The organism is Kocuria sp. CPCC 205231, from assembly GCF_040980965.1.
GTDB lineage: Bacteria > Actinomycetota > Actinomycetes > Actinomycetales > Micrococcaceae > Kocuria > Kocuria rosea.
In genome coordinates this window covers 308,071-330,853 of the sequence record NZ_JAVKPP010000002.1, presented here as the reverse complement: position 1 = coordinate 330,853, position 22,783 = coordinate 308,071, and the positions used below count along the sequence as shown (strand labels likewise).

The following is a 22,783-nucleotide window of genomic DNA, read 5'->3' as shown; positions in this document are numbered from 1 at the left end:
GTGTCCCGGACCACCCGGCAGCGCTCCGCCCTGGCCGAGCTGCTCGAACGGACCCCGGAGTTCCGCTCCGCCCAGCAGCTCCACGCCCTGCTGGGGGAGCAGGGGGAGTCCGTCTCCCTCGCCACCGTCTACCGCAACCTCGGCGCCCTGGCCGAGGCCGGGGAGGTCGACGCCCTCGCCGCCCCCGGCGGGGAGACCCGGTACCGCCGGTGCCGGCGCACCGAGCACCACCACCACCTGGTGTGCCGCCGCTGCGGCCGCACCGTGGAGGTGGCCGAGACCGCCGTCGAGCGGTGGGCCGCCCAGACCGCCCGCCGGCACGGGTTCACCGAGGTCTCCCACGCCATCGAGCTCCACGGGACCTGCGAGGCGTGCCGGCACGACGTCTGAGGGTCGGCCCATCGCGGCCGTTTTGACAATGATTCTCAGATTGACTGAGAATTGTTCTCATGACCCTGTCGCGTGCCCTCGCCGTCCCGCTGTCCCTGACCGCCGCTCTCGCCCTGTCCTCCTGCGCCTCCGGCTCGGGCGACCCGTCGGCCGCCGGCGGGGGATCGAGCGGGACCCTGAGCGTGCAGGCCTCCTTCTACCCGCTGCAGTACGTCACCGAGCGCGTCGGCGGGGACCTCGTGCAGGTGGACTCGTTGACCCCCGCCGGGGCCGAGCCGCACGACCTGGAGCTGTCCCCGGCCGCCGTCGACGGACTGCGCACCGCGGACGCCGTGGTGTACCTCTCCGGTTTCCAGCCGGCGGTCGACGACGCCGTAGCCCAGGCCGCCCCCGAGCACGCCCTCGACGCGGTGCACGCCGGGGTGGAGGGCGAGGAGGCCCACTCCGCCGAGGAGCACGGGGCCGCGGAGGAGTCCCACGGCGGAGAGGCGCACAGCGAGGAGGCGCCCGCCGGTGACGACGGCCACGGCCACGGCGGGGAGGACCCGCACTTCTGGTTGGACCCGGACCGGCTGGCCGCGGTGGCCGCGGAGGTCTCGCACGAGCTGGCCGAGGTCGACCCGGACAACGCCGCGGCCTACGAGTCCAACGCCGAGGAGCTGGCCGAGGAGCTGGCCGCCCTGGACGAGGAGTTCACCGAGGGGCTGGCCACCTGTGAGCGGGACACCATCGTGGTCTCCCACGACGCCTACGGGTACCTGGCGGACAAGTACGACCTCGAGCAGGTGGCCATCTCCGGGCTCGACCCCGACACCGAGCCCTCCCCGGCCCGGCTGGCCGAGATCGGCAAGGTGGTCGAGGCCGAGGGCGTCACCACCGTGTTCTCGGAGTCCCTGGTCAACCCGAAGGTCGCCGAGACCCTGGCGGCCGAGCACGGGATCGAGACGGCGGTCCTGGACCCGGTGGAGAACCAGTCCGACGAGAACGCCGACTACCAGCAGGTCATGCGCAACAACCTCGAGGCACTGCGCACCGCCCTGGACTGCGCCTAGGGCTGCACAGCCGCCTCCGCGGGGCCCGGGGACGCCCGCGAGGTGATGGACCGTCCCGAGACGGATCCGGCGGTCCCCCACCGCGCACGGGCGCGGTGGGGGAGAATGGGAACCGTGAACAGGACGACGGGGACCGCCGTGGGCGCAGCCTCTCCGCACCGTGCGGCGGACCCGGGCCCCGCCCGGTCCTGAGCGGGCGCCGCCGACGAAGGAGCCACGATGTCCTCACCTCCCGCGGGTCGTGTGCTGGTGGTCGACGACGAGGCCGACCTGGCGCAGCTCGTCGCGGGATATCTGCGCAAGGCTGGACTCGACGTCGCGGTGCGGCACGACGGCACCGACGCGGTGGCCGCGGTGCGGGACTTCGCGCCGCAGGTCCTCGTGCTGGATCTGGGGCTGCCGGGGATCGACGGGGTCGAGGTGTGCCGTCAGGTGCGGACCTTCTCCGACTGCCACGTGCTGATGCTCACCGCCCGCGACGACGAGATCGACAAGATCGTGGGCCTGTCGGTGGGAGCCGACGACTACGTGACCAAGCCGTTCAGCCCGCGCGAGCTCGTGGCCCGGGTCCAGGCCATGCTGCGCCGGGCCCGCACCGGCCCCGCACCCGCCCCGGCGGGGCCGGACCGGGAGCTCGTGGTCGGGGACCTGGTGGTGGACGAGGCCGCCCGGGAGGTCCGCGTGGGCGGGGAGCCGGTGGCGCTGACCCGGATCGAGTTCGACCTGCTGGCCGCCCTGGCGGCCCACCCGCAGGTGGTGCTCTCGCGCCGGCAGCTGGTGGAGATGGTCTGGGACGCCGCTTGGACCGGTGACGCACACCTGGTGGACGTGCACATCGGGCGGATCCGCAAGAAGCTCGGCGACGAGGCCGCCGGCCCGAAGTTCATCCAGACCATCCGCGGCGTCGGCTACCGGATGGGGGCCGGACGGTGAGCACCAGTGCCCCGTCCCGGACCCGGTCATGGAGATCGCTGACCGTGCGGTTGATGCTGGCACAGACCTCGGTGCTGCTCAGCGGGCTGGTGATCGTGATGATCACCGCGGTCCTGGTCGGGCCGGACATGTTCCACGAAGAGCTCATCGACGCCGGTCACTACGACGAGGCCGACGGACTGGATCACCTGGAGGACGCCTTCCGCTCGGTGAGTCTGATGGCCCTGGCCATCGGCGGGCTCACGGCCCTCTGCATCGCCGGGCTGCTCAGCTTCTACCTCTACCGCACCATCGGGCGGTCCCTGGCGTCCTTCAGCACCGCGGCCGAAGAGGTGGCCGCGGGCAACTACGGCGTGCGCGTGACCTCCGCCGCGCTGGGGCCGGAGTTCGACGCCCTGGCCGGCTCCTTCAACGGGATGGCCGCCAAGCTCAGTGCGGTGGACACCACGCGGCGCCAGATGCTCGCCGACCTGGCCCACGAGATGCGCACCCCGCTGGCCAGCCTCAAGGGCCATCTGGAAGGAGTCGAGGACGGGGTGGTCGCCCTCGACGAGCACACCACCGGGATCCTCAACGCCCAGATCACCCGCCTGGAGCGCCTGGCCCGCGACATCCGCCAGCTCACGGCCGCCGAAGAGGGCATGACCCGGCCGCAGCTCACGCTCCAGGACCCTCAGCACCTGGCGGACCTGGCGGTCGCGGCCATCGAGCCCGACGCCGCCGGCAAGGGCGTGTCCATCACCGCGCTGAGCACCGGCCCGGAGGCCGCCCCGGTGCCGCTGGACCCGGAGCGGATGGGCCAGGTGCTGAGCAACCTGCTGGAGAACGCCCTGCGCCACACCCCGGCCGGGGGCACCGTCGTCCTGAGCACCGACCACACCCCGGAGGCGGTCACCTACACCGTCACCGACACCGGGGAGGGCATCGGCGCGGAGAGCCTCCCGCACGTCTTCGAGCGCTTCTACCGCGCGAACACCGGCCGGGAGGCCCACCGCGGAGGCTCGGGGCTGGGCCTGGCGATCAGCAGGGCCCTGGTCGAGGCCCAGGGCGGAACGCTGGAGGCCACCAGCGACGGTCCCGGCCGCGGCGCCAGCTTCCGGATCCACCTGCCCCGCCGTCGCCCCGCCGGCTGAGCCCGCCGGACGCCGGCGACCTCCGGGTCCGCCGCCGGCCTCTCGGGGACCGCGCGTGGGGCTGGTGCCTCCGCCCGCAGGCTCAGACGGTCCTGAGCGTGCGGCTGTCGTCGCGGATCTGCCCGACGAGCTCCTCGAGCATGTCCTCCAGGGTGACGATGCCCTCGGTCCTGCCGCGCCCGTCGAGCACGAGGCCGAGGTGGGCCCCGGAGTTCTGCATCAGGGCCAGGGCCCGGCGCAGGGGCATGTCCCGGTCGATCGTGGGCAGCGCGCGGATCAGGGACGGGTCGATCGGGGTGTCCCGGGCGTCCTCGTCGATCTCGATCAGGTCCTTGATGTGCACGTACCCGGCGAGCTCCCCGAAGACGTCGAAGATGGGGAACCGGGAGAACCCGCCGGAGGCCACCGTCTCGGCCTGGGCGGGGGTGACCCCGGCGGGCAGGGTGGTGACCCCGTCCAGCGGGATCACGATCCCGGTCACGCTGCGCTGCTCGAAGGTCAGGGCCCCGAGCAGCAGCCGCTCGTCGTTGGCCTCCAGCAGACCGCCGTGGCGGGACTCCTCGACCAGGGCCGCGACCTCGTCACGGGTGAACACCGAGGTGACCTCGTCCTTGGGCTCCACCTTCAGCAGCCGCAGGATCACGTTGGCGACGCCGTTGAGCAGCCACAGCAGCGGGCGCAGGGCGGTGACGATGCCCACCAGGACGGGGGCCAGGACCATCGCCATGCGCTCCGGCCCGGCCAGGGCGATGTTCTTGGGCACCATCTCCCCGAACACCACGTGCAGGTAGGTCACCAGGGACAGGGCGATCGCGAAGGCGATCGGGTGCACGAAGGCCTCCGGGACGCCGATCGCGGCGAAGGGCACCTCCAGCAGGTGGGCGATGGCCGGTTCGCTGATGTAGCCCAGGGCCAGGGAGCAGATGGTGATGCCCAGCTGTGCGCCGGCCATCATCAGCGAGACGTTCTCCATGGCCCCCAGGGTCACCTTCGCGGCCCAGGACCCGGACAGCGCCCTGGGCTCGATGATGGTGCGGCGGGCGGAGATCAGGGCGAACTCCGCGCCGACGAAGAACGCGTTGGCGCCCAGGAGCACCACGGTCAGGATCAGGCCGGTGACCTCGCTCATCGGACGGACTCCTTCTGGTGGGCGGGCACTTCCACGGCGCGGTCCTCCGCGCCGTCCTCGGGTGCCGTCCCGTCACCGGGGCGGTGGACGCGGGCGTGCACCGCGGTGATGCGGTGGACGTCCAGCGCGGTGACCTCGAAGGTGATCGTGGCCTCCGGTTCACCGGGCGCGGGGGCGGCCGCCACCGTGACCCGGTCCCCGACCTCGGCCAGTCGGCCCAGGTGCAGGGTCACGAGCCCGGCGAGGGTCTCGTAGTCCTCGTGCTCGGGGACCGCCGCGCCGAGGTGCTCGGCCGCCTCGTCCGGGCGCAGCGCCGCGGAGAGGTCCCAGGACCCGTCCGGCTCCACCGTGACGGGCTCCGGCTCGGGGTCGTGCTCGTCGCGCACCTCTCCGACGAGCTCCTCGACCAGGTCCTCCAGGGTGACCAGCCCGGCGGTGTCGCCGAACTCGTCGATCAGCACCGCCATCTGCAGGCCCCCGGCGCGCAGGGTGTCCATCAGCTCGTCCAGCTCCACCGTGTCCGGGACGAAGGTCACCTCGTCCATGACCGCTCCCACGGTGACGGCGTTCCGCTCGCGGTAGGGCACGGCCAGGCCGTGGCGCACGTGCACCTGGCCCAGGACCGCGCCCTCGTCCGCGTCGAGGACGGGGAAGCGGGAGTGCCCCGAGGCCTTGGCCGCGGCCAGCAGCTCGTGCACGGACGCGTCCGGGGCCAGGGTGGTCATCTGACCCCGGGGGGTCATCACGTCGTGGGCACGGCGGTCGCCGAAGGCGAAGGAGCGCTCGACCAGCTCGGCGGTGGCCGCGGCCAGCGCCCCCCGCTCGGCGGAGTGGCGCACCAGCCCGGCGAGCTCCTCGGGGGAGCGGGTCGAGGCCAGCTCCTCCTGCGGCTCCACCCCGAGGGCGCGCACGATGCGGTTGGCGTTGCCGTTGAACAGCCGGATCGGCCAGGCCAGGGCTCTGGTGAAACCGCGCTGGAAGCCGCTCACGGCGCGGGCGGTGGCCAGCGGCTTGGAGATGGCCAGGTTCTTGGGCACCAGCTCCCCGAAGATCATGGTCAGGCCGGTCGCCAGCACCAGCGCCAGCACGACGGAGGTGGAGCGGGCCGCCACCGGGGACAGCCCGGCGTCGGTGAGCGGGCCCACGATCAGGGCGGCGATGGCCGGCTCGGCCAGGAAGCCGATGCCCAGGTTCGTCACGGTGATGCCCAGCTGCGCTCCGGAGAGCTGCGTGGACAGGGTCTTCATCGCCCGCAGCACCCCGCCCGAACGGCGGTCACCCGTGGCCGCTGCGGCCTCGACGTCGTTGCGGTTGACGGTGATCAGCGAGAACTCGGCGGCCACGAAGGCCCCGCAGGCGGCGATCAGGGCCACCCCGAGGAGGATCGACAGGACTTCCATCAGCCCCACCACCTCGTCACATCTGCACGGCCCGAAGGCCGGGGTCTGTCACAGGGCGCGTCGCAGTGGGCGCTCATGATCTCCGTATCTCACTCGTGCACAGGGCGGTCCAGCAACAGGGCCGCAGGAACCAGGAAATCTAGCAATCCCAGCCGGGAGAAGGCTGGGAAAGATGAAAGGCGGATGAGAACCGGCGCAGCCCGCCAGTAGGCTCGGGCCGTGACCGGACTCAGTGGAGCGGCCCTGCTCGAGGTGCTCAGCGCCGCCGCGACCAACGCCGGTCTGGCCCTGGTGGCGGCGGCCGTGATCATCCGCTGCCTGCACGTCCGGTGGCACCGGACCGAGGCGATCCACGTCCTCCGGGACGGGGCGCACTGCCTGCGCTGGCACACCACGCGCTACGAGATCCACGAGGAGCCCTGGCACCACCCGCCGGTGCCCGCTCCCGACTCCGGGGCCGAGGTCGTCGTCTGGTTCCACTCCCGGCACCCCGAGCAGTGGAGACTGAGCACCCCGCACCGCCCGGTCTGGGCGCTGGCGGTCTGCGGGGCGGGCCTGGTGCTCCTGGGACTGCTGATGCCGGTGTTCCAGTAGGCCCCGGCCCGATGCCCCGGTGCACCGCCGAACCTGTGCGTCAGCCCGGAATGTGGGGCGTCGTCACGTGGGGGCGTCCGACGGCAAATAGACTGTGAGGCGTTCCAGACCCCCGATCATGGAGAGCGTGAACCAGCCCGATGGGCCCATCGCCTGCGAGACCCGGGTCGTCCGACGACCCGGGCGACAGTTGTCCTTTTCCCGCAACAGCTGACCCCCGCCGCAGGCTCCGGCCCGGCTCTCCCGATCCAGGAGTGAGCCCCCGATGATCGGAGCGATTCTCACCCTGCTCCTCGGCATCGTCGTGATCCTGGCGATCATCGCCGCCAACGGGTACTTCGTGGCCCAGGAGTTCGCCTACATGTCGGTCGACCGCGTCAAGCTCGGCGCGCGCGCCGAGGCCGGCGACAAGGCCGCCCAGCGCGCCCTGAGGGTCACGCGCCGCACCTCCTTCATGCTCTCGGGCGCCCAGCTGGGCATCACCGTCACCGGTCTGCTCATCGGCTACGTGGCCGAGCCCATGGTGGGGGAGTCCGTGGGCGTGCTGCTCGGCGCCGCCGGGGTGCCGGCCGCGCTGAGCATCTCGGTGGGGACGGTGGGCGCGCTGGTCGTGGCCGCCGTCGTGCAGATGATCTTCGGGGAGCTGTACCCGAAGAACCTGGCGATCGCCAACGCCGAACCGCTCGCCCGCGGACTGGCCCGCTCCACCACGATCTACCTCGGCCTCTTCGGGTGGCTGATCACCGTGTTCGACCACGCCGCCAACGCGCTGCTCCGGCTGTTCCGGATCGAGCCGGTGCACGACGTCGACACGACCGCGACCGTGGAGGACCTCGAGCGCATCGTCGCCGACTCCCGCGAGAGCGGGGACCTGCCCGAGGAGCTGTCGGTGCTCATCGACCGCATCATCGACTTCCCCGACCAGGACGTGGAGCACGCCATGATCCCGCGGTCGCAGGTCGGCACGGTCTCCCCGGACACCACCGTGGGCGAGCTGCGCGTCCTCATGGCGCAGGAGCACACCCGCTACCCGGTGATCTCCGCGACCGAGGAGCCCCTCGGCGTCGTCCAGCTCGCCGATCTGCTGCGCGGCGGCGTGCCCGATGACGCCGCGGTCTCGACCATGATGGCGCCCCCGCTGGTGCTGCCCACGCTCATGTCGCTGCCGGACGCACTGGCGCAGCTGACGGAGTCGCGCAACGAGCTCGCCTGCGTGATCGACGAGTACGGCGGCTTCGCCGGCATCCTGACCGTCGAGGACCTGGCCGAGGAGCTGGTCGGGGAGATCACCGACGAGCACGACGACGAGCCGCCCGCCACCATCACGCCCGAGCACGGGGACACCTGGCGGATGACCGGCGACATCCACGTCGACGAGGTCGAGCGCGCGGTCGGCCACGAGCTGCCCGAGGGCGACTACGAGACCATCTCGGGCCTGCTCATCGCCCAGCGCGGTGAGCTCCCGGTCTCCGGGGAGGTGGTGCGGGTCGAGCTGCCCGACGACCCCCGCGATCTCGTCCTCGACCGGCCCGTCCACCGGGTGCTCGACGTCGAGGTGCTCGAGCTCTCCCGGCACGTGCCCAGCGAGCTGCTCGTGCGGCTCGTCGAGACCACCGCCGAGGGCGCCGACCCCGCGGAGAACACCACCGCCCGGACCGGCGCCGAGAAGGAGGAGGACCGATGAGCGATCCCCTGGTCGTCACCGCCGTGACCGTGCTGCTCATCGTGCTCAGCGCGTTCTTCGTCATCGTCGAGTTCGCCCTGCTGGGCGCGCGCCGCCACCGGCTCGAGGCCGAGGCGGCGACCAACCGCGCCGCCCGCGCCGCCCTGCGCGGCATCAACGAGCTGACCATCATGCTCGCCGGCGCCCAGCTGGGCATCACCGCGTGCACGTTCGCCCTCGGCGCCGTCACCAAGCCGGCGGTCGACGCGTGGCTCAGCCCCGTGTTCGTTTCCTGGGGCGCGCCCGAGGGGCTGGCCGACGGCGCCGCCTTCGGTCTCTCCCTGCTGTTCGTGACGTTCCTCCACCTCGTGGTGGGGGAGATGGCGCCCAAGTCGTGGGCGATCGCGTACCCGGAGACCTCGGCCAAGCTCATCGGCGTGCCCTCGCGCGGCTTCATCTGGGTCGTGCGGCCGCTGCTGGTGTGGGTCAACGCGATCGCCAACCGGCTGGTCGCGGCCAGCGGCGTCACCCCGGTGGACCGGGCGGCCGTCGGCGGCCAGGACGTCGACACGATCCGGCACCTCGTCGAGCACTCGGCCTCCGTGGGCGCGCTCGACCCGTCCTTCCGCACCCAGCTCTCCGGCGTGCTCGAGCTCGAGCAGCTCACCGTCGAAGCGCTGGTCGCACCGGGCGCGACGCCGACCACCGTGCCGGTCCGGGCCACCGCGGCCGACGTGCAGGCGGCCGCCGCCCGCTCGGGGCACCTGCGGATCCTCGTGGAGGACCCCGGCGCCGGCACGCCCGGAGTGGTCCACGTGCGCGACACGCTGCTCGAGCCCCCGGACCGGCCCGTCCGGGACCTGGCCCGCCCCGCGTTCGTGCTCGACGCCGACACCCCGGTCTACGAGGCCCTGGCCCGGATCCGCGCGGCCGGGGAGCAGTTCGCGGCTGTCGTGCACGAGGGCCGCTTCGTGGGAGTGATCACCCTCTCCGACGTCCTGCGGCGGGTCCTGCCCCGGGAACTCGCCGCCGACAGGCCCACGGGCCGGTGAGGAGGACGGGACCGTCCCACGACCGGGCGGCGGCGGCGTAGCGTAGAGCGTCCGGGCGCGACCGCCCCGTCGTCGTCCCACCGCCCCGCCGCCCCGCTAGGAGACATCACCCGTGGAACCCCTGCTGCTGGAGCCCCTCACCCGCTTCCTGACCGTGGAGCACGCCGCGGACCTCACCGGGCTGGCCGCGCGCATCCCGGGCTCGGGGTTCCTCTGCTTCTACCCCAACGACGAGGAGTACACGGGCTTCGTCGACGGCACGGGCCGGCTGTGGTTGCGCGGCGACGACGCCACGCCCGCCCGGGAGCTGCTGGAGGTCCTCGAGCCGCCGTTCCGCATCGCCTATCCGGTGGCCCCGGCCGTCACCGGCGACGAGGAGGCGGTCGTCTCCGCCGGGGTGCTCCAGACCCCCGAGGAGCTGGAGGCCTACCGGGCCCGCTTCGCCGACGTCGAGGGCGAGGCGGACCTCGACCACCAGGCCCACGCCGTGGACGCGGTCGGCCAGCACTGGACCCTCATGGCCGGCACCGAGCCGGGGGAGGTGCTCGCCCTGTGCTTCGGCCGGGACGAGGCGGGGGTCCCCTTCTCCGAACAGACCACCTTCACCGCCGAGTCCCTGCCCCTGCCGGTCACCGTGGTGGAGCTCGACTGACTCTCCCCTCGACCGGCCCTCTACCGGCCTCCTCGGAGGCGCCCTCGGACCCCGCGTGCCGGGCTCCGGGAAGGTCGCCCCTAGCGGAGGCGGCGGGTCTCCGCGACGGCCAGAAGCCCTCCGACCAGGAACACCACGGTGGCGGCGAGGACGACCAGCAGCGGGACGGTCCACCCCCCGGTGCCGGCGTTGAGGGCCCCGATCAGCGGCGGGCCGGCCGTCGCGGCGAGGTAGCCGCTGCCCTGGATGCGGGCGGAGGTCGCCGCGGCCTCGGCGTCCGTGCGCACGATGCGCGCGACGATCGAGAAGATCGTGGTGAAGCCCCCGCCCTGGGCGACGCCGCCGACGGCGGACCACACGAGGTAGCCCTCGGGGGCGATCAGCAGCCCGACCGGGAGGGTGATCCACAGTGCCCCGATGACGGCCACCGGCACCCACGCCGGGGCGCGGGCGGCCAGCAGCGGCACCCCGAGGGCGCCGGCGATGGCGGCGACCTGGAACAGGGAGGCCCCGGCCCCGGAGGCCGCCAGGCTCAGTCCGCGGGTGTCGGCCAGCAGGGTGGGCAGCCATGCGGTGACGGAGTAGTAGGAGATGGCCTGCCCGCAGAAGGCCAGCGTCAGCCACCAGCCGATGCGCCGGATCTGGGTGGTGCCCCGGGCCTGGCGCAGCGCCCCGGTGGCGGTGTCTGGCTCGGCGGGGGCGGGGGGCGTGTGCGGTGTGCCGGCCCGGCGGCGGGCCACGACCAGCCAGAACACCAGGGCCACCAGTGTCAGCGCGCCCCAGGAGGTCAGTGCTGCCCGCCAGCCGATCAGCGCGGCGAGCGGGGCGGTGCCCAGGGCGGTGATCATCGACCCGAGGTTGAGGGCGGCGGTGTAGGCGGCGGTCACCACGGGGATCCGGCGCCAGGGGACGTCGCGGCGGATGATCACCGGGACCACGATGTTGCCGACGGCGATCGCGGCGCCGATGACCACGGTGCCGGCCAGGACCACCGGGGCGGGTCCGGCCGAGCGGAGCACGGTCCCGGCCAGCACGCCGCTCAGGCACACCAGGACGGCCGCCTCGGGCCCGAAGCGTCCGATCAGCTTCGAGGCCAGCGGGGTGACCAGTGCGAAGAGCAGCACCGGCAGACCGGTGAGCAGGCCCGCGGTCGCCGCCGACAGGCCGAGGTCGGACTGGATCTGGGTGATCACCGGCGTCGGGGCGATGATCGGCCCGCGCAGGCTCAGTGCGACGAGCACGATGCCGACGACCACCCACGGCAGGGCGTGCGCGGGCACGGAACGCTGGCTCATCTCGGTCCTCCCCGACGGTGCAGTGATCTCCTGCCGGCGGGGCAGGTGCTCCTGCCAGCCTGCCAGATCCGCGCCCGGCCCCGGGACGGGCCGTCCCGTTCCCGGCCGGATCGGCCTAAATGAATGTGATGTGGATCACATGAGCGAGCCGAAATGAGATACCATGTCAGGTATGTCTCACCTCAGCCGGCTGCTGGACCTCGGATCGATCTGCCTGGACGAACCGGCGGAGGACTGGCGGGCCGCCATCGCGCTCGCCGGTGAGCTGCTCGAGCGCCAGGGCGCCATCAGCAGCGAGTACACGCAGGCCATGATCACCAGCGTCGAGGAGAACGGCCCGTACATCGTGGTGGCGCCGGGCTTCGCCTTCGCCCACGCCCGGCCCTCGGAGGCGGTCCACCGCACCGCGATGTCCTGGGTCCGGCTGGCCCGGCCGGTGGAGTTCGGGCACGCGGCGAACGACCCCGTGACCCTCGTCGTCGCCCTCTCCGCGAAGGACCAGAAGGAGCACCTCCAGGCCATGCGGACGCTGGCCACGCTGCTGGGCTCGCCGAGGACCCGGACCGCCCTGGACGAGGCGAGGACCCCGGAGGAGGTGCTCGCCGTGCTGACGGAGGAGGCGCCGTCCCGGCGACCGTCGACGACGGACGAGGCGCCGGCCGCGGAACCGGCGGCGGAACCGGCGGCGACCAGAGCGGCGGAGGCGGCCGCGGACAGCCGCAACAAGATCCTCACCGTCTGCGGCAACGGGCTCGGCACCAGCCTGTTCCTCAAGAACACCCTGGAGCAGGTGCTCGACCACTGGGGGTGGGGCAAGTACCTCACGGTCGAGGCGACCGACACCATCTCGGCCCGCGGCAAGGCCAAGGAGGCCGACCTGATCCTCACCTCCGGGGAGATCGCCCGCACCCTCGGGGACGTCGGCGTCCCCGTGAAGGTGATCGAGAACTTCACCAGCACCACCGAGCTCGACGCCGCCCTGCGTGAGCTCTACGACGTCTAGAAGCAGGTGTTCCCGTGAACTGGCTCGTCAGCATCCCCGAGTTCCTGGTCAGCGAGATCCTCGCCGTCCCGGCGTTCCTCATCGGCATCATCACCGCCGTGGGCCTGGCCGCTCTGCGCAAGAGCACCGGCCAGATCATCGGCGGCGCCATCAAGGCGACCCTCGGCTTCCTGCTGATCGGCGCCGGGGCCACCCTCGTCGTCGCCTCCCTGGAACCCCTGGGCGCCATGATCCTGGGCGCCACCGGTGCCCAGGGCGTGATCCCCACCAACGAGGCCATCGCCGGGATCGCCCAGGCCGAGTACGGGGCCCAGGTCGCGTGGCTGATGATCCTCGGCTTCGCCGTGAGCCTGCTGCTCGCCCGCTTCACCCCGCTGCGCTACGTCTTCCTCACGGGTCACCACGTGCTGTTCATGGCCACGATGCTGACCATCATCCTCGCCACCGCCGGGTACGGCAGCTGGGTGACCGTGCTGCTCGGCGCCGTGCTCCTCGGCATCCTCATGGTCTCCCTCCCGGCGCTCGCCCACCCGTGGACCCGCAGGATCACCGGCGACGACAGCGTCGCCATCGGCCACTTCGGCACCGCCGGCTACATCGCCGCCGGCGCCGTGGGCCAGGTCGTGGGGAAGAAGAGCCGGTCCACCGAGGACACGAAGCTGCCGGAGGGACTGCGCTTCCTCCGCGACTCCATGGTGGCCACCGCCCTGTCCATGGCCCTGATGTACGTGGTCCTCGCCGTGCTCTTCCTCGCCCGGGCCGGGACCGAGGAGGCCTTCACCGCGTTCGAGGGCGGCGCCACCGGGGTGGGCAACTACATCATGATGTCGATCACCCAGGGCCTGCAGTTCGGCGTGGCCGTGGCGGTCATCCTCTTCGGCGTGCGCACCATCCTGGGCGAACTCGTCCCGGCCTTCCAGGGCATCGCCGCCAAGGTCGTCCCCGGCGCCATCCCGGCCCTCGACGCCCCGATCGTCTTCCCCTACGCGCAGAACGCCGTGCTGCTGGGCTTCATCTCCAGCTTCGTGGGAGGCCTGATCGGGCTGCTCGTCCTCTCCGTCTGGCTCAACCCCGCCATCGGCCTCGCCCTGATCCTGCCGGGCCTGGTGCCCCACTTCTTCACCGGCGGCGCGGCCGGCGTCTACGGCAACGCGACCGGAGGGCGCCGCGGGGCCCTCGCCGGCGGCTTCGTCAACGGCCTGATCATCACGTTCCTGCCCGCCTTCCTGCTCTCCGTCCTGGGCGCCTTCGGGGAGGAGAACACCACCTTCGGCGACGCCGACTTCGGCTGGTTCGGGATCGCCGTGGGCTCCGCCGCCAAAATCGGGTCCGTCGGCGGCATCGTGGTCATCTCCCTGATCGGGATCGGGGTGCTGGTGCTGGCGATCGTGGTGCAGCGCAAGGTGGTCGACACCCACTGGGACCCGGCCGCCGGCCGTGCCTGGCCCGGGACCGCGGGCGCCCCGGAGACCGAGGACGCGGCGGCTCCGGGCGCCGCCCGCTCGTTCCCCAAGATCGCGCCGCCGAAGGGTGCGCCCGCTCCGCCGCCGCCCCCGAGCTGAGCCGCCGGGCCGGCTCCGCCGCAGCCTCGCGCCGATCCGCCGTGCCCGGGATCGTTCGGCGGTCGCCCGGCGGGCCGCGGGGTCAGGAGTTGCGGCCCCGCGCGGCCACGGTCCAGCGCTCCAGCAGGGCGCCCTCGCGCACCACGGCCACGTCGTCGACGAGGTTCATGGTCAGGCACACGTGGTTGGGGATGACGCGCAGGCGCTCGCCGAGGGCGGGCAGCGGGGCGTCCTCGGGCCAGACGACGGTGGCGTGGTGCTCGGACAGGGCCGTGATCCGGGCGTCCGGGTGGTCCATCAACCGCCCGCAGCCGGTGGCCCAGGCGGGCCGGTCGCTGCCGAGGACCTTGCTGCCGGCGTCCAGGACGGTCCGCCGCGGCACCCCGTTCCCGCCCTCGTGCCGGCTGACCACGGTCGCGGCCACGGTGAGGGCGATGTCCTCGAGGGCGCACCGGCCGAGCTCCAGCTGCTGGGCGTCGCCGAAGACGTAGACCCCCGGCCGCACCTCCGTGGCTGTGGCGCTGTCGGTCAGCAGCGCACTGGGCGTGGAGCCGCCGCTGCGGCGCAGCACCTCGAAGCCTGCGGCCGCCAGCTGCCCGGCCGCCCGGTCCAGGGCCTGCTGCTCCTGCGCGGCCGCCTCGACCGGCATGCCCGGGGCGTAGCTGTGGCCCGGGAAGGTGAAGACGCCCTCGACGCGCAGCCCGGCCCGGGCCGCGGCCCGGGCGACGTCCGCGGCGGCCTCCGGGCGGACCCCGCTGCGGTGGTGGCCGCTGTCGATCTCCACGACCACGGCCACGTCCCCCGCCGCGTCCCCCAGCTGCTCGCCCATGACGGCGGCGGCCTCGGCGGAGTCCACCCCCACGCTGATCCGGGCCGCGGCGCTCAGCCGGCGCAGGCGCTCCGCCTGGCGCGGGCCGACCCACAGCGGGTACGCGACGAAGAGGTCCTCGGCCCCGTGCGCGGCGAAGACCTCGGCCTCCCCGAGCGTGGCCACGGTCAGCCCGGCCGCGCCGGCGGCGAGCTGCAGCGCCGCGATCTCCGGGACCTTGTGCGTCTTGGCGTGCGGGCGCAGCAGCAGGCCCCGCTCGCGCACGGCCGCGGCCATCCGCGCGATGTTGCGCTCGAGCACGTCCCGGTCGATCAGGACGTCCGGGGTGTCGACCTCGTCGGGGATGCGGTGCATGAGTGTCCTTGCGCGGGGTCGGCCGTCTGCTGGGCTCCGCCCATCCTAGGACCCCTCCGCGTCGCCGCTCAGGCGAGCAGCCGCCCGAGGCCCGGTCCCAGGAGCAGGAGGGTGGGCACGATGACCAGGGCGACGGCCGCCGCGATCACGGCGGCGGTCCGCCCGGGCGGGAGCGGGGGAGAGCCCAGGCGCAGGATGCGGTCCCGGGCCTCGTCGACCAGGGCCCGTCCCTCCCCGGCGGCGGGGAGCCCCGGCCGGGAAGGGGCCGCGGCGTGGAACGCCAGGCCCGGCCCGCCGGCGCTGACCAGGGCGATCGCCCGGGCCAGCACGCCGTCCTCGACCGCGCGCCGCGCCCGGTCGTCGGCGAGCATCTCCACGAGCAGCCCGACCTCGCGCTGGGCGCGGCGGGCGATCGGGAACCAGGGCAGGGAGGCCTTCCACGCCCGGAAGAGCACGAGCACGATGTCGTGGCGCTGGTCGGCGTGGGCCCGTTCGTGCTCGACGACGGCGGACAGCTCGTCCTCCTCCAGCATCGAGACCAGTCCCACGGAGAGCACGGTCAGCGTGGTGAACGCCCCCGGCAGGCAGTAGGCCACCGGGGCCGGGTCGTCGAGCAGCCGGGTGCCCGGCGCGTCGGCCAGGGGCGTGCTCAGCAGCAGCACCAGCTGCGCGTGGCGCCGGCGCTCCCGCTCGGCCCGGACCACCGTGACGAGCAGGTTCAGCAGCAGGTGCCCGCCGAGCAGCAGCGCGCCCGAGAGCGCGAGGACCTGCAGCGGACCGAAGGCCCGCCCCAGGTCGTTGCCCTGGAACTGCGCGGAGAAGCTGATCCCGCTGCTCACCAGGTCCGGGCCGAAGGGGGCCAGGCCGAAGGTGACGAGGGCTCCGAGCATCGACAGCCCGCCGGCCAGGGCCACGGCCTGCCACAGGATCAGGGCCGTGGCGGGCGCCCGGGCGGGCCACCGCGCCCGGGCCAGGAGCACGGGGACCGGCCAGGCCAGGGCGACCGCGAGCGCCGCGAGCACCAGCGAGGTGGCGACCACGTGCTCAGGGGCCGCCGAGCAGCCGGCGGAGGGTCTGGGCCTCCTCGGCGCTGACCTGGCCGACGAAGCGCGCCAGGACGGCGGCGCGGTCGTCCGCGGCGCCGAGCACGTCGTGCATGAGGTTGGCCATGTGCTCCTCGCGCGTGGCGGCGGCGCGGTAGCGGTGCGGGCGGAAGGCGCGGTCGCGGTGGACGAAGCCCTTGCGCTCGAGCCGGGAGAGGACGGTGAGCACGGTGGTGGCGGCGCGCGGGCGGGCGCCGTCGCCGGAGTCCGGGAGCCGGTCCAGGAGGTCGTAGGCGGACAGCGGGGTGCCGGCCTGCCAGAGGAGCTCCATGACGGATCGCTCCAGTTCGCCGAGGGGGGCCGCGCGGTTCGGGTCGTTGTGTGGCACTGCCCGATTGTAGCCCGGCCCGGGCGATGTTCTACAGTGCGTAGAAATACTTCTACGCCGTGTAGAAGACGCGTGCCGAAAACCGGCGCGGAGGAGTTGGGGGAGGCAGCCGATGGATCCTCTGGAGATCGCCCGCTGGCAGTTCGGTATCACCACCGTCTACCACTTCGTGATGGTCCCGCTCACGCTCGGGCTCGGGTTGCTCGTGGCGCTGATGCAGACGCTGTGGGTGCGCACCGGCAACGAGCGCTGGCTGCGGATGACGAAGTTCTGGGGCAAGCTCTACCTGATCAACTTCATCATGGGCGTGGCCACCGGTCTGGTGCAGGAGTTCCAGTTCGGCATGGCCTGGAGCGAGTACTCCCGGTTCGTGGGCGACGTCTTCGGCGCCCCGCTGGCCATGGAGGGCCTGCTGGCGTTCTTCTTCGAGTCCACCTTCCTGGGCCTGTGGATCTTCGGCTGGGACCGGCTGCCGAAGAAGCTGCACCTCGCCTCCCTGTGGACGGCCGTGCTCGGCTCCGTGGTCTCGGCGTTCTTCATCATCGTCGCGAACTCCTGGATGCAGCACCCGGTGGGCGTCGAGATGGTCGACGGCCGCCCGGTGATGAACGACGTGTGGGCGGTCCTGACCAACAGCACGGCCCTGGTCGCCTACGCGCACACCCTGGCCGGCGCGGTGGCCGTGGGCGCCGCCTTCCTCGTGGGCATCGCCTGGTACCAGCTGTGGCAGCGCCGCCGGGACGGCATCGACACCGTGGACGGGCGGGGCCGCGTCGTCGTCGGGGAACGCCCCGACATCCCCGGCCGGGACCGCACCGACCACGGCGTGTGGCTGTCGAGCCTGCGCATCGGGGCGGTCGTGGCCGTGCTGGGCTTCGGGGCCGTCGCCGCGAGCGGTGACATCCAGGGCAAGCTGATGTTCGAGCAGCAGCCGCTGAAGATGGCGGCGGCCGAGGCGGCCTGCCACGACGGCACGGGCTTCTCCGTCCTGTCGGTCGGACCTCTCGGCGGGCAGGACTGCGACCAGGTGGTCGACGTCATCGAGATCCCCGGCCTCCTCTCCTTCCTGGCCCACGGCGACTTCGACACCGAGGTCAAGGGCGTGAACACCCTGATCCCGGAGTACGAGGCCGCCTACGGCACCCACCTGCCGGACGACCCGATGTACGGCGAGCGCGCCGGGCAGAGGATCGACTACCTGCCGCTGATGGAGGTCACCTACTGGGGCTTCCGCCTCATGATCGGCTTCGGGATGCTGGCCGCCGGCTTCGCCGCTCTCACGCTGTGGGTCGCCCGGAAGGGCACCGTCCCGGCCTCGAAGCCGCTGATGTGGGCCGCCGTGGCGTCCATCCTGGCCCCGTTCGGGGCGAACATCGCCGGCTGGGTGTTCACGGAGATGGGCCGACAGCCCTTCGTGGTGGCGCCCAACCCCAACCCGAGCGGCGTGGACGGCGTGTACATGTACACCGCCGCGGCCGTCTCCCCGGGCATCAGCGGGCAGGAGGTGATCTTCTCCCTGGCCGTGCTGGGACTGATCTACGCCGTGCTGCTCGTCGTGGAGGTCGTGCTGCTGACCCGGTACGTGCGGGGCGGGGTCGCCGCCGCGATGCCGGAGCTGGCGCACGGCTCCGGCCACGACGACGACCACGGCGACGGCCCCGGCGACGGCCCCGGCGGCGGCCACGGCGGCGCCTCCGGCCGGGGCGACGACGTGCTCGCCTTCGCCTACTGATGCCGGCGCTGCGACCCGCCGCCCCGAGCCCCACGACCGCCCGCCCGACGCAGAGAGCCCGCTGACATGGACTTCCTTCCCACCCTCTGGTTCATCGCCATCGCCGTGCTCTGGGGCGGTTTCCTGCTCCTCGACGGCTTCGACCTCGGCGTGGGCATGCTCATGCTCACCAGCACCCGGGACGAGCGCGAGCGCCGCCAGATGCTCAACACGATCGGCCCGGTCTGGGACGGCAACGAGGTGTGGCTGATCACCGCGGCGGCCGGGCTCTTCGCGGCCTTCCCGTTCTGGTACGCCTCGCTCTTCTCCGCCCTGTACGTCCCGCTGGTCTTCGTGCTCGTGGGACTGATCTTCCGGGCGGTCTCGATCGAGTACCGCGGCAAGGGCTCGAGCGACCGGTGGCGGCGGTGGGCCGACCGCGGCATCGGCATCGGCTCCTTCCTGGCCGCCTTCGGCCTCGGCGCCGCCCTGGCCCTGACCACCACGGGCCTGCCGATCGACGCCAACGGCGACCGGGTGGGCGGCGCCTTCGCCTGGTTCACCCCCTACGCGCTGCTCGGCGGGCTCGCCGTGGTGGGCTTCTGCCTCGCCCACGCCGCGGCCTTCCTGGGGCTGAAGACAGAGGGGGCGGTGCGCCTGCGCGCCCGCCGCCTGCTGGTGCGCCTCGGCCCGGCCGCGCTGCTCCCGTTCGCCGGCTGGGTGGTCGCGGTGCAGCTGCGCGACGGCACGTCCTGGACCTGGCTGCTCGTGGGGGGCGCCGCCACGGCGGCGCTCTTCGGCTGGGCCAGTGCACGCCTCGGCCGCGAAGGACGGGCCTTCGCCGGCTCCGCCGCCGTGCTCGCCCTCGGCCTGGGGTCGATCTTCGCCAACGTCTTCCCGGTGGTGCTGCCCTCCACGCTGGACCCGGCCTGGGACCTGACGGTCGCCAACGCCTCCAACAGCGACTACACGCTGGGGGTGCTGACGGTCGTGGCCGGCCTGGGGCTGCCCCTCGTGCTGCTCTACCAGGGCTGGAGCTACTGGGTGTTCCGCCGCCGCCTGACCACCGACCACCTGCCCGCCGCCCACGCCGTGCGGGCGGCCGTGGCCCCCCGCCCCGGCGCGACCCCCGGCGGCTCCCCGGCCACCGCCCCGTCCGGGGGCGACCGGCCGGCATGAGACGACCTCCCCTGGGCCCCGGCGGAGCCGGGGCCGTGCTCGCCCTCGGCGTCCTGGCGGCCCTCCAGGCGCTGGCGCTGGTCCTCATGGCCGAGGCGGTGGCCCGGGGCGTCGTCGGGGTGCTCGACGGCGCCCCCGAGGCCTGGCAGCGGGCCCTCGTGCTCGGCGTCGGCGCCGGGGCGCTGCGGGCCGCGACCACGTGGGCCGCCCAGTACGTGGCCGCCCGTGCCGCGGGGGACGCCAAGCGCGGCCTGCGCCGGGAGCTCGCCCGCCGGGTCCTCGCCGGCGGCGGCCACGACGTCGGGGCCACCACCGTGGTCGGCACGGTCGGCCTCGACGCCCTGGACGACTACTACGCGCGCGTGCTGCCCTCGGTGGTCACCGCCGCCGCCGTGCCGCTGCTGGTGGGGGCGCGCATCCTGTCCGCCGACTGGGTGAGCGCCCTGATCGTGGTGCTCACCGTGCCCCTGGTGCCCCTGTTCATGGTCCTGGTCGGCCTGCACACCCAGGACCAGGTCGAGGAGTCCTCCGCCGCGCTGCAGCGGCTCTCCCACCACCTCGTGGAGCTGGCCCGCGGGCTGCCCGTGCTCGTGGGCCTGGGCCGGGTCCACGAGCAGGCCGCGGCCCTGCGCGAGGTCTCCGAGCGGCACCGGGAGACCACCCTGGTCACCCTGCGCACCGCCTTCCTCTCCTCGCTCGTGCTCGAGCTGATCGCCACCCTCTCGGTCGCCGTGGTCGCCGTCTTCGTCGGCGTGCGCCTCGTCCACGGCGACCTCGACCTGCTGACCGGGCTCGTCGCCCTCCTGCTCGCCCCCGAGTGCTTCGCGCCCTTCCGGGACCTGGGCGCCGCCTTCCACGCCTCGCAGGACGGGCGGGCCGCCCTGCGCCGCTCCGACGAGATCGTCGGGGAGCCGGTGCCCGCAGACGTCCGCCGCGCCGGCCCGGACTCCTCCCGCGAGGGCCCGCCGTCCGTCCGGGTGCGCGGGCTGGGCGTGCACTTCACCGGCCGGAGCGGCCCGGTCCTGTCCGGGGTCGACGCCGTCGTCCCCGGCGGGTCGGTGCTCAGCGTGGAGGGCCCCAGCGGCAGCGGCAAGACCACCCTGCTCGGCGTGCTCGCCGGGACCGTGCCGGCCCAGGAGGGGAGCGTCGAGGGCATCGACCCGGCGACCGTGGCCTGGGTCCCGCAGCACGTGTCCACCGTGGGGGAGAACGTCCTCGACGAGGTGCTGCTCCACGCCGAGGACGAGGCCGCCGCCCGGGCCGTCCTCGCCCGGGTGGGGCTCTCCCGGCTCGCCGGCGCGGACCCGGACCGGCTCAGCCCCGGCGAGCTGCGCCGGCTGGGCCTCGCCCGCGGTCTCGCCCGCGTGGACGCCGGGGCCCGGCTGCTGCTGCTGGACGAGCCCACCGCCCACCTCGACCCCGCCAACGCCCGCCGCGTCGAGGCCCTCCTCGAGGACCTGCGCGGCCGGGTCACCGTGGTCCTGGCCTCCCACGAGACGGAGGTGACCGCGCTCGCGGACCAGCAGCTCCTGCTGGGGGCCGCGGCCGCCCCCCGCACCGGCAGCGGCCCCGACGCGCCCTCGACGCCGGGGGCCGACGCCCCGCCCGCTCCCGGCGGCCCGCTCCCGGAGCCGGGAGATCCCGCCCCGGACGCGGCGCACCCCGTCCCCCCGCGCGGCGCCCTGCGCGAGCTCGCGGCGTTCCTGGCGCCGGCCCCGTGGCGGACCGCCGGCGCGGTGGCCCTGGGCACCGCCGCGGCCCTGTTCGCCGCCGGGCTCACGACGCTCTCGGGCTGGCTGATCGTGCGCGCGAGCGAGCAGCCCGGGATCATGTACCTGATGGTCGCCGTCGTCGGCGTCCGCTTCTTCGGCATCGGGCGGGCCGTGCTGCGCTACGCCGAGCGGCTGCTCGGCCACGACGCCGTCCTCGCCTGCACCACCGAGCTGAGGGCGCGGCTCTGGGCGGGACTGGCCGTGCGCGGCGTGGCCTCCCGCAGCCTCGCGACCGGCGGCGCGGCCCTGGACCACCTCGTGGCCACCGCGGACCGGGTCCGGGACCTCGTGCCCCGGGTGGTGCTGCCGCCGCTGGTCGGGGCCGGGACCGCGGCCGGCGCCGCCGTCACGGTCGCGGCCCTGCACCCCGGCGGGCTGCCCGCCCTGGCCGTCGCGCTCGCCGGCGGACTGCTCGCCGGACCGGTCGTGGCGCTGCTGGCCGACCGCTCCGCCGCCCGCGGCGCCACCGTGGTGCGCTCCGGGGTGCTCCGCCGGTTCGCCGCGATGGTCGCCGCCGCCGACGAGCTGCGGGCCAACGGGCGCTCCGCGGCGATGCTCGCGCGGCTCGAGGCCCTGGAGGAGGAGGCCGAGGCCGCCGCCCGCCGCAGCGCCTGGGCGCTGGGCCTGGGCAGCGGCACGGCGGTGCTGGCCTGCTCGGTCTCGTCCGTGCTCATGCTCGCCGCGACCGCCGGCCCGGTGGGCGAGGGCACTCTCGCCGCGCCCGTGGTCGCCGCCCTCGTGCTGCTCCCGCTGGGGCTGCTGGAGCCGATGCTCGGCACGGTGGACGCGGTGCAGCAGTGGCCCGCGCTCTCGGCCTCGCTGCGCAAGCTCCGGCCGATCACCGCGGCGGCCCGCGAGGCCGCCGACACCCCGGCGGAGCCCGGCGGTGCGCCGCTGCCCGTGCGCGAGCTCGCCCTGCACGGGCTCACGGTGACGTGGCCGGGGGCGCCCGCCCCGGCGTTCCGGGGGCTCGAGGCGTCGGTGCGGCGCGGGCAGTGGCTCGTGGTGGAGGGGCCCTCCGGGGCCGGGAAGTCGACCCTGCTGGCCGCGCTGCTCGGCCACCTCCCGGCGGCCGGGGGGTGGTGGTCCGTGGACGGCGTCGACAGCCGGGCGCTCGACGCCGGGCGGCTGCGGCGCAGCGTCGCCTGGTGCCCCCAGGAGGCCCACCTGTTCGACTCCACGATCCGCGGCAACCTCCTGCTCGCCCGCGGCCGGGAGGACCCGCCGTCCGACGCCGAGATCCGCGCCGCCCTGGACCGGGTGGGCCTGGGGCCCTTCCTGGCCGAGCTGCCCGAGGGCCTCGGCACCCGGGTCGGCCCCGGCGGGGCGCACCTGTCCGGGGGCCAGCGCCAGCGCGTCGCCGTGGCCCGGGCCCTGCTCACCCGGGCCGACGTTGTCCTGCTCGACGAGCCCACGGCCCACCTGGACGCCCCCGCGGCGCGGTCGCTGCTCGCCGACCTGCGGCAGGGGCTCGCCGACCGCGTCGTCGTCCTCGTCACCCACCACCTCGCCGACGGATCCGCCGGGACGGACGCCCGGCTGCGGCTGCCGGGCCACGAGCCGGACCTCCGGCAGGACGCACGGCCGGTGCACGCCGTCCCGGCCGCCGGCTGATCCGTCCGGCGGGGGTGTTCGGCGGGGGCGTGCGG

19 protein-coding genes are annotated in these 22,783 nt (G+C 74.2%); 13 read left to right on the top strand and 6 right to left on the bottom strand.

Annotated features, from left to right (window positions below):
- From RF640_RS03170 to RF640_RS03155, 4 genes are all read left to right on the top strand, one after another.
- The gene (locus tag RF640_RS03170) at nt 1-390 is read left to right on the top strand and encodes a Fur family transcriptional regulator (protein ID WP_109222976.1); all 390 of its coding nucleotides are present in this window, start codon (nt 1-3) and stop codon (nt 388-390) included.
- Between the two features lie 59 nt (nt 391-449).
- Nucleotides 450-1,442, top strand: coding sequence for a metal ABC transporter substrate-binding protein (locus tag RF640_RS03165; protein WP_229587801.1), 993 nt, complete (start codon nt 450-452; stop codon nt 1,440-1,442).
- A gap of 219 nt (nt 1,443-1,661) precedes the next feature.
- Entirely contained in the window at nt 1,662-2,375 is a 714-nt protein-coding gene (locus RF640_RS03160; protein ID WP_368826573.1) for a response regulator, read from the top strand.
- Between the two features lie 53 nt (nt 2,376-2,428).
- Entirely contained in the window at nt 2,429-3,508 is a 1,080-nt protein-coding gene (locus tag RF640_RS03155) for a cell wall metabolism sensor histidine kinase WalK (protein ID WP_017831884.1), read from the top strand.
- Between the two features lie 82 nt (nt 3,509-3,590).
- Here RF640_RS03155 and RF640_RS03150 read toward each other — a convergent pair whose 3' ends face one another.
- Together RF640_RS03150 and RF640_RS03145 are read right to left on the bottom strand one after the other, a co-directional pair.
- Nucleotides 3,591-4,637, bottom strand: a complete 1,047-nt coding sequence (locus RF640_RS03150) for a hemolysin family protein (RefSeq protein WP_368826571.1) — start codon at nt 4,635-4,637, stop codon at nt 3,591-3,593.
- The gene (locus RF640_RS03145; RefSeq protein ID WP_368826569.1) at nt 4,634-6,037 is read right to left on the bottom strand and encodes a hemolysin family protein; all 1,404 of its coding nucleotides are present in this window, start codon (nt 6,035-6,037) and stop codon (nt 4,634-4,636) included. The genes RF640_RS03150 and RF640_RS03145 overlap by 4 nt, the downstream gene beginning before the upstream one ends.
- A 219-nt stretch (nt 6,038-6,256) precedes the next feature.
- Here RF640_RS03145 and RF640_RS03140 point away from each other — a divergent pair, with 219 nt between their 5' ends.
- From RF640_RS03140 to RF640_RS03125, 4 genes are all read left to right on the top strand, one after another.
- On the top strand, nt 6,257-6,631 hold the full coding sequence (locus RF640_RS03140; RefSeq protein WP_017831887.1) for a hypothetical protein: 375 nt from the start codon (nt 6,257-6,259) through the stop codon (nt 6,629-6,631).
- A 265-nt stretch (nt 6,632-6,896) separates the two neighbouring features.
- On the top strand, nt 6,897-8,315 hold the full coding sequence (locus RF640_RS03135; RefSeq protein WP_368826567.1) for a hemolysin family protein: 1,419 nt from the start codon (nt 6,897-6,899) through the stop codon (nt 8,313-8,315).
- A complete protein-coding gene (locus tag RF640_RS03130) occupies nt 8,312-9,346 on the top strand; it encodes a CNNM domain-containing protein (protein WP_017831889.1) in 1,035 nt (344 codons plus the stop codon). Before RF640_RS03135 ends, RF640_RS03130 begins: the two co-directional genes overlap by 4 nt.
- A 112-nt stretch (nt 9,347-9,458) precedes the next feature.
- Complete coding sequence (locus RF640_RS03125) at nt 9,459-9,998, top strand: hypothetical protein (protein ID WP_017831890.1); 540 nt, start codon at nt 9,459-9,461, stop codon at nt 9,996-9,998.
- 80 nt (nt 9,999-10,078) lie between these two features.
- Here the strand turns inward: RF640_RS03125 and RF640_RS03120 are convergent, their stop codons facing one another.
- Nucleotides 10,079-11,293 carry an MFS transporter gene (locus RF640_RS03120; protein WP_368826564.1) on the bottom strand — a complete coding sequence of 405 codons (1,215 nt, stop codon included), beginning with the start codon at nt 11,291-11,293 and terminating at the stop codon, nt 10,079-10,081.
- Between the two features lie 172 nt (nt 11,294-11,465).
- On the opposite strand from RF640_RS03120, the gene RF640_RS03115 reads away from it, so the two are divergent.
- Both RF640_RS03115 and RF640_RS03110 read left to right on the top strand, forming a co-directional pair.
- A complete protein-coding gene (locus RF640_RS03115; protein WP_272026321.1) occupies nt 11,466-12,296 on the top strand; it encodes a PTS sugar transporter subunit IIA in 831 nt (276 codons plus the stop codon).
- A 14-nt stretch (nt 12,297-12,310) separates the two neighbouring features.
- Complete coding sequence (locus RF640_RS03110) at nt 12,311-13,858, top strand: PTS ascorbate transporter subunit IIC (RefSeq protein ID WP_272026320.1); 1,548 nt, start codon at nt 12,311-12,313, stop codon at nt 13,856-13,858.
- Nucleotides 13,859-13,940: 82 nt separating this feature from the next.
- Here the strand turns inward: RF640_RS03110 and RF640_RS03105 are convergent, their stop codons facing one another.
- From RF640_RS03105 to RF640_RS03095, 3 genes are all read right to left on the bottom strand, one after another.
- Entirely contained in the window at nt 13,941-15,041 is a 1,101-nt protein-coding gene (locus tag RF640_RS03105; RefSeq protein ID WP_017831897.1) for an alanine racemase, read from the bottom strand.
- 68 nt (nt 15,042-15,109) lie between these two features.
- Nucleotides 15,110-16,081: a M56 family metallopeptidase gene (locus tag RF640_RS03100; protein WP_368826561.1), complete on the bottom strand. Its 972-nt coding sequence runs from the start codon at nt 16,079-16,081 to the stop codon at nt 15,110-15,112.
- A 4-nt stretch (nt 16,082-16,085) separates the two neighbouring features.
- Complete coding sequence (locus RF640_RS03095; protein ID WP_368826559.1) at nt 16,086-16,472, bottom strand: BlaI/MecI/CopY family transcriptional regulator; 387 nt, start codon at nt 16,470-16,472, stop codon at nt 16,086-16,088.
- Nucleotides 16,473-16,584: 112 nt separating this feature from the next.
- Between RF640_RS03095 and RF640_RS03090 the strand changes: the two genes are divergently transcribed.
- From RF640_RS03090 to cydC, 3 genes are all read left to right on the top strand, one after another.
- Complete coding sequence (locus RF640_RS03090) at nt 16,585-18,204, top strand: cytochrome ubiquinol oxidase subunit I (RefSeq protein WP_368826557.1); 1,620 nt, start codon at nt 16,585-16,587, stop codon at nt 18,202-18,204.
- Nucleotides 18,205-18,270: 66 nt separating this feature from the next.
- Nucleotides 18,271-19,362, top strand: a complete 1,092-nt coding sequence (gene cydB, locus RF640_RS03085) for a cytochrome d ubiquinol oxidase subunit II (RefSeq protein ID WP_368826555.1) — start codon at nt 18,271-18,273, stop codon at nt 19,360-19,362.
- Nucleotides 19,359-22,748: a thiol reductant ABC exporter subunit CydC gene (gene cydC / locus RF640_RS03080; protein WP_368826553.1), complete on the top strand. Its 3,390-nt coding sequence runs from the start codon at nt 19,359-19,361 to the stop codon at nt 22,746-22,748. Before cydB ends, cydC begins: the two co-directional genes overlap by 4 nt.
- The last annotated feature ends 35 nt before the right edge of the window (nt 22,749-22,783 follow it).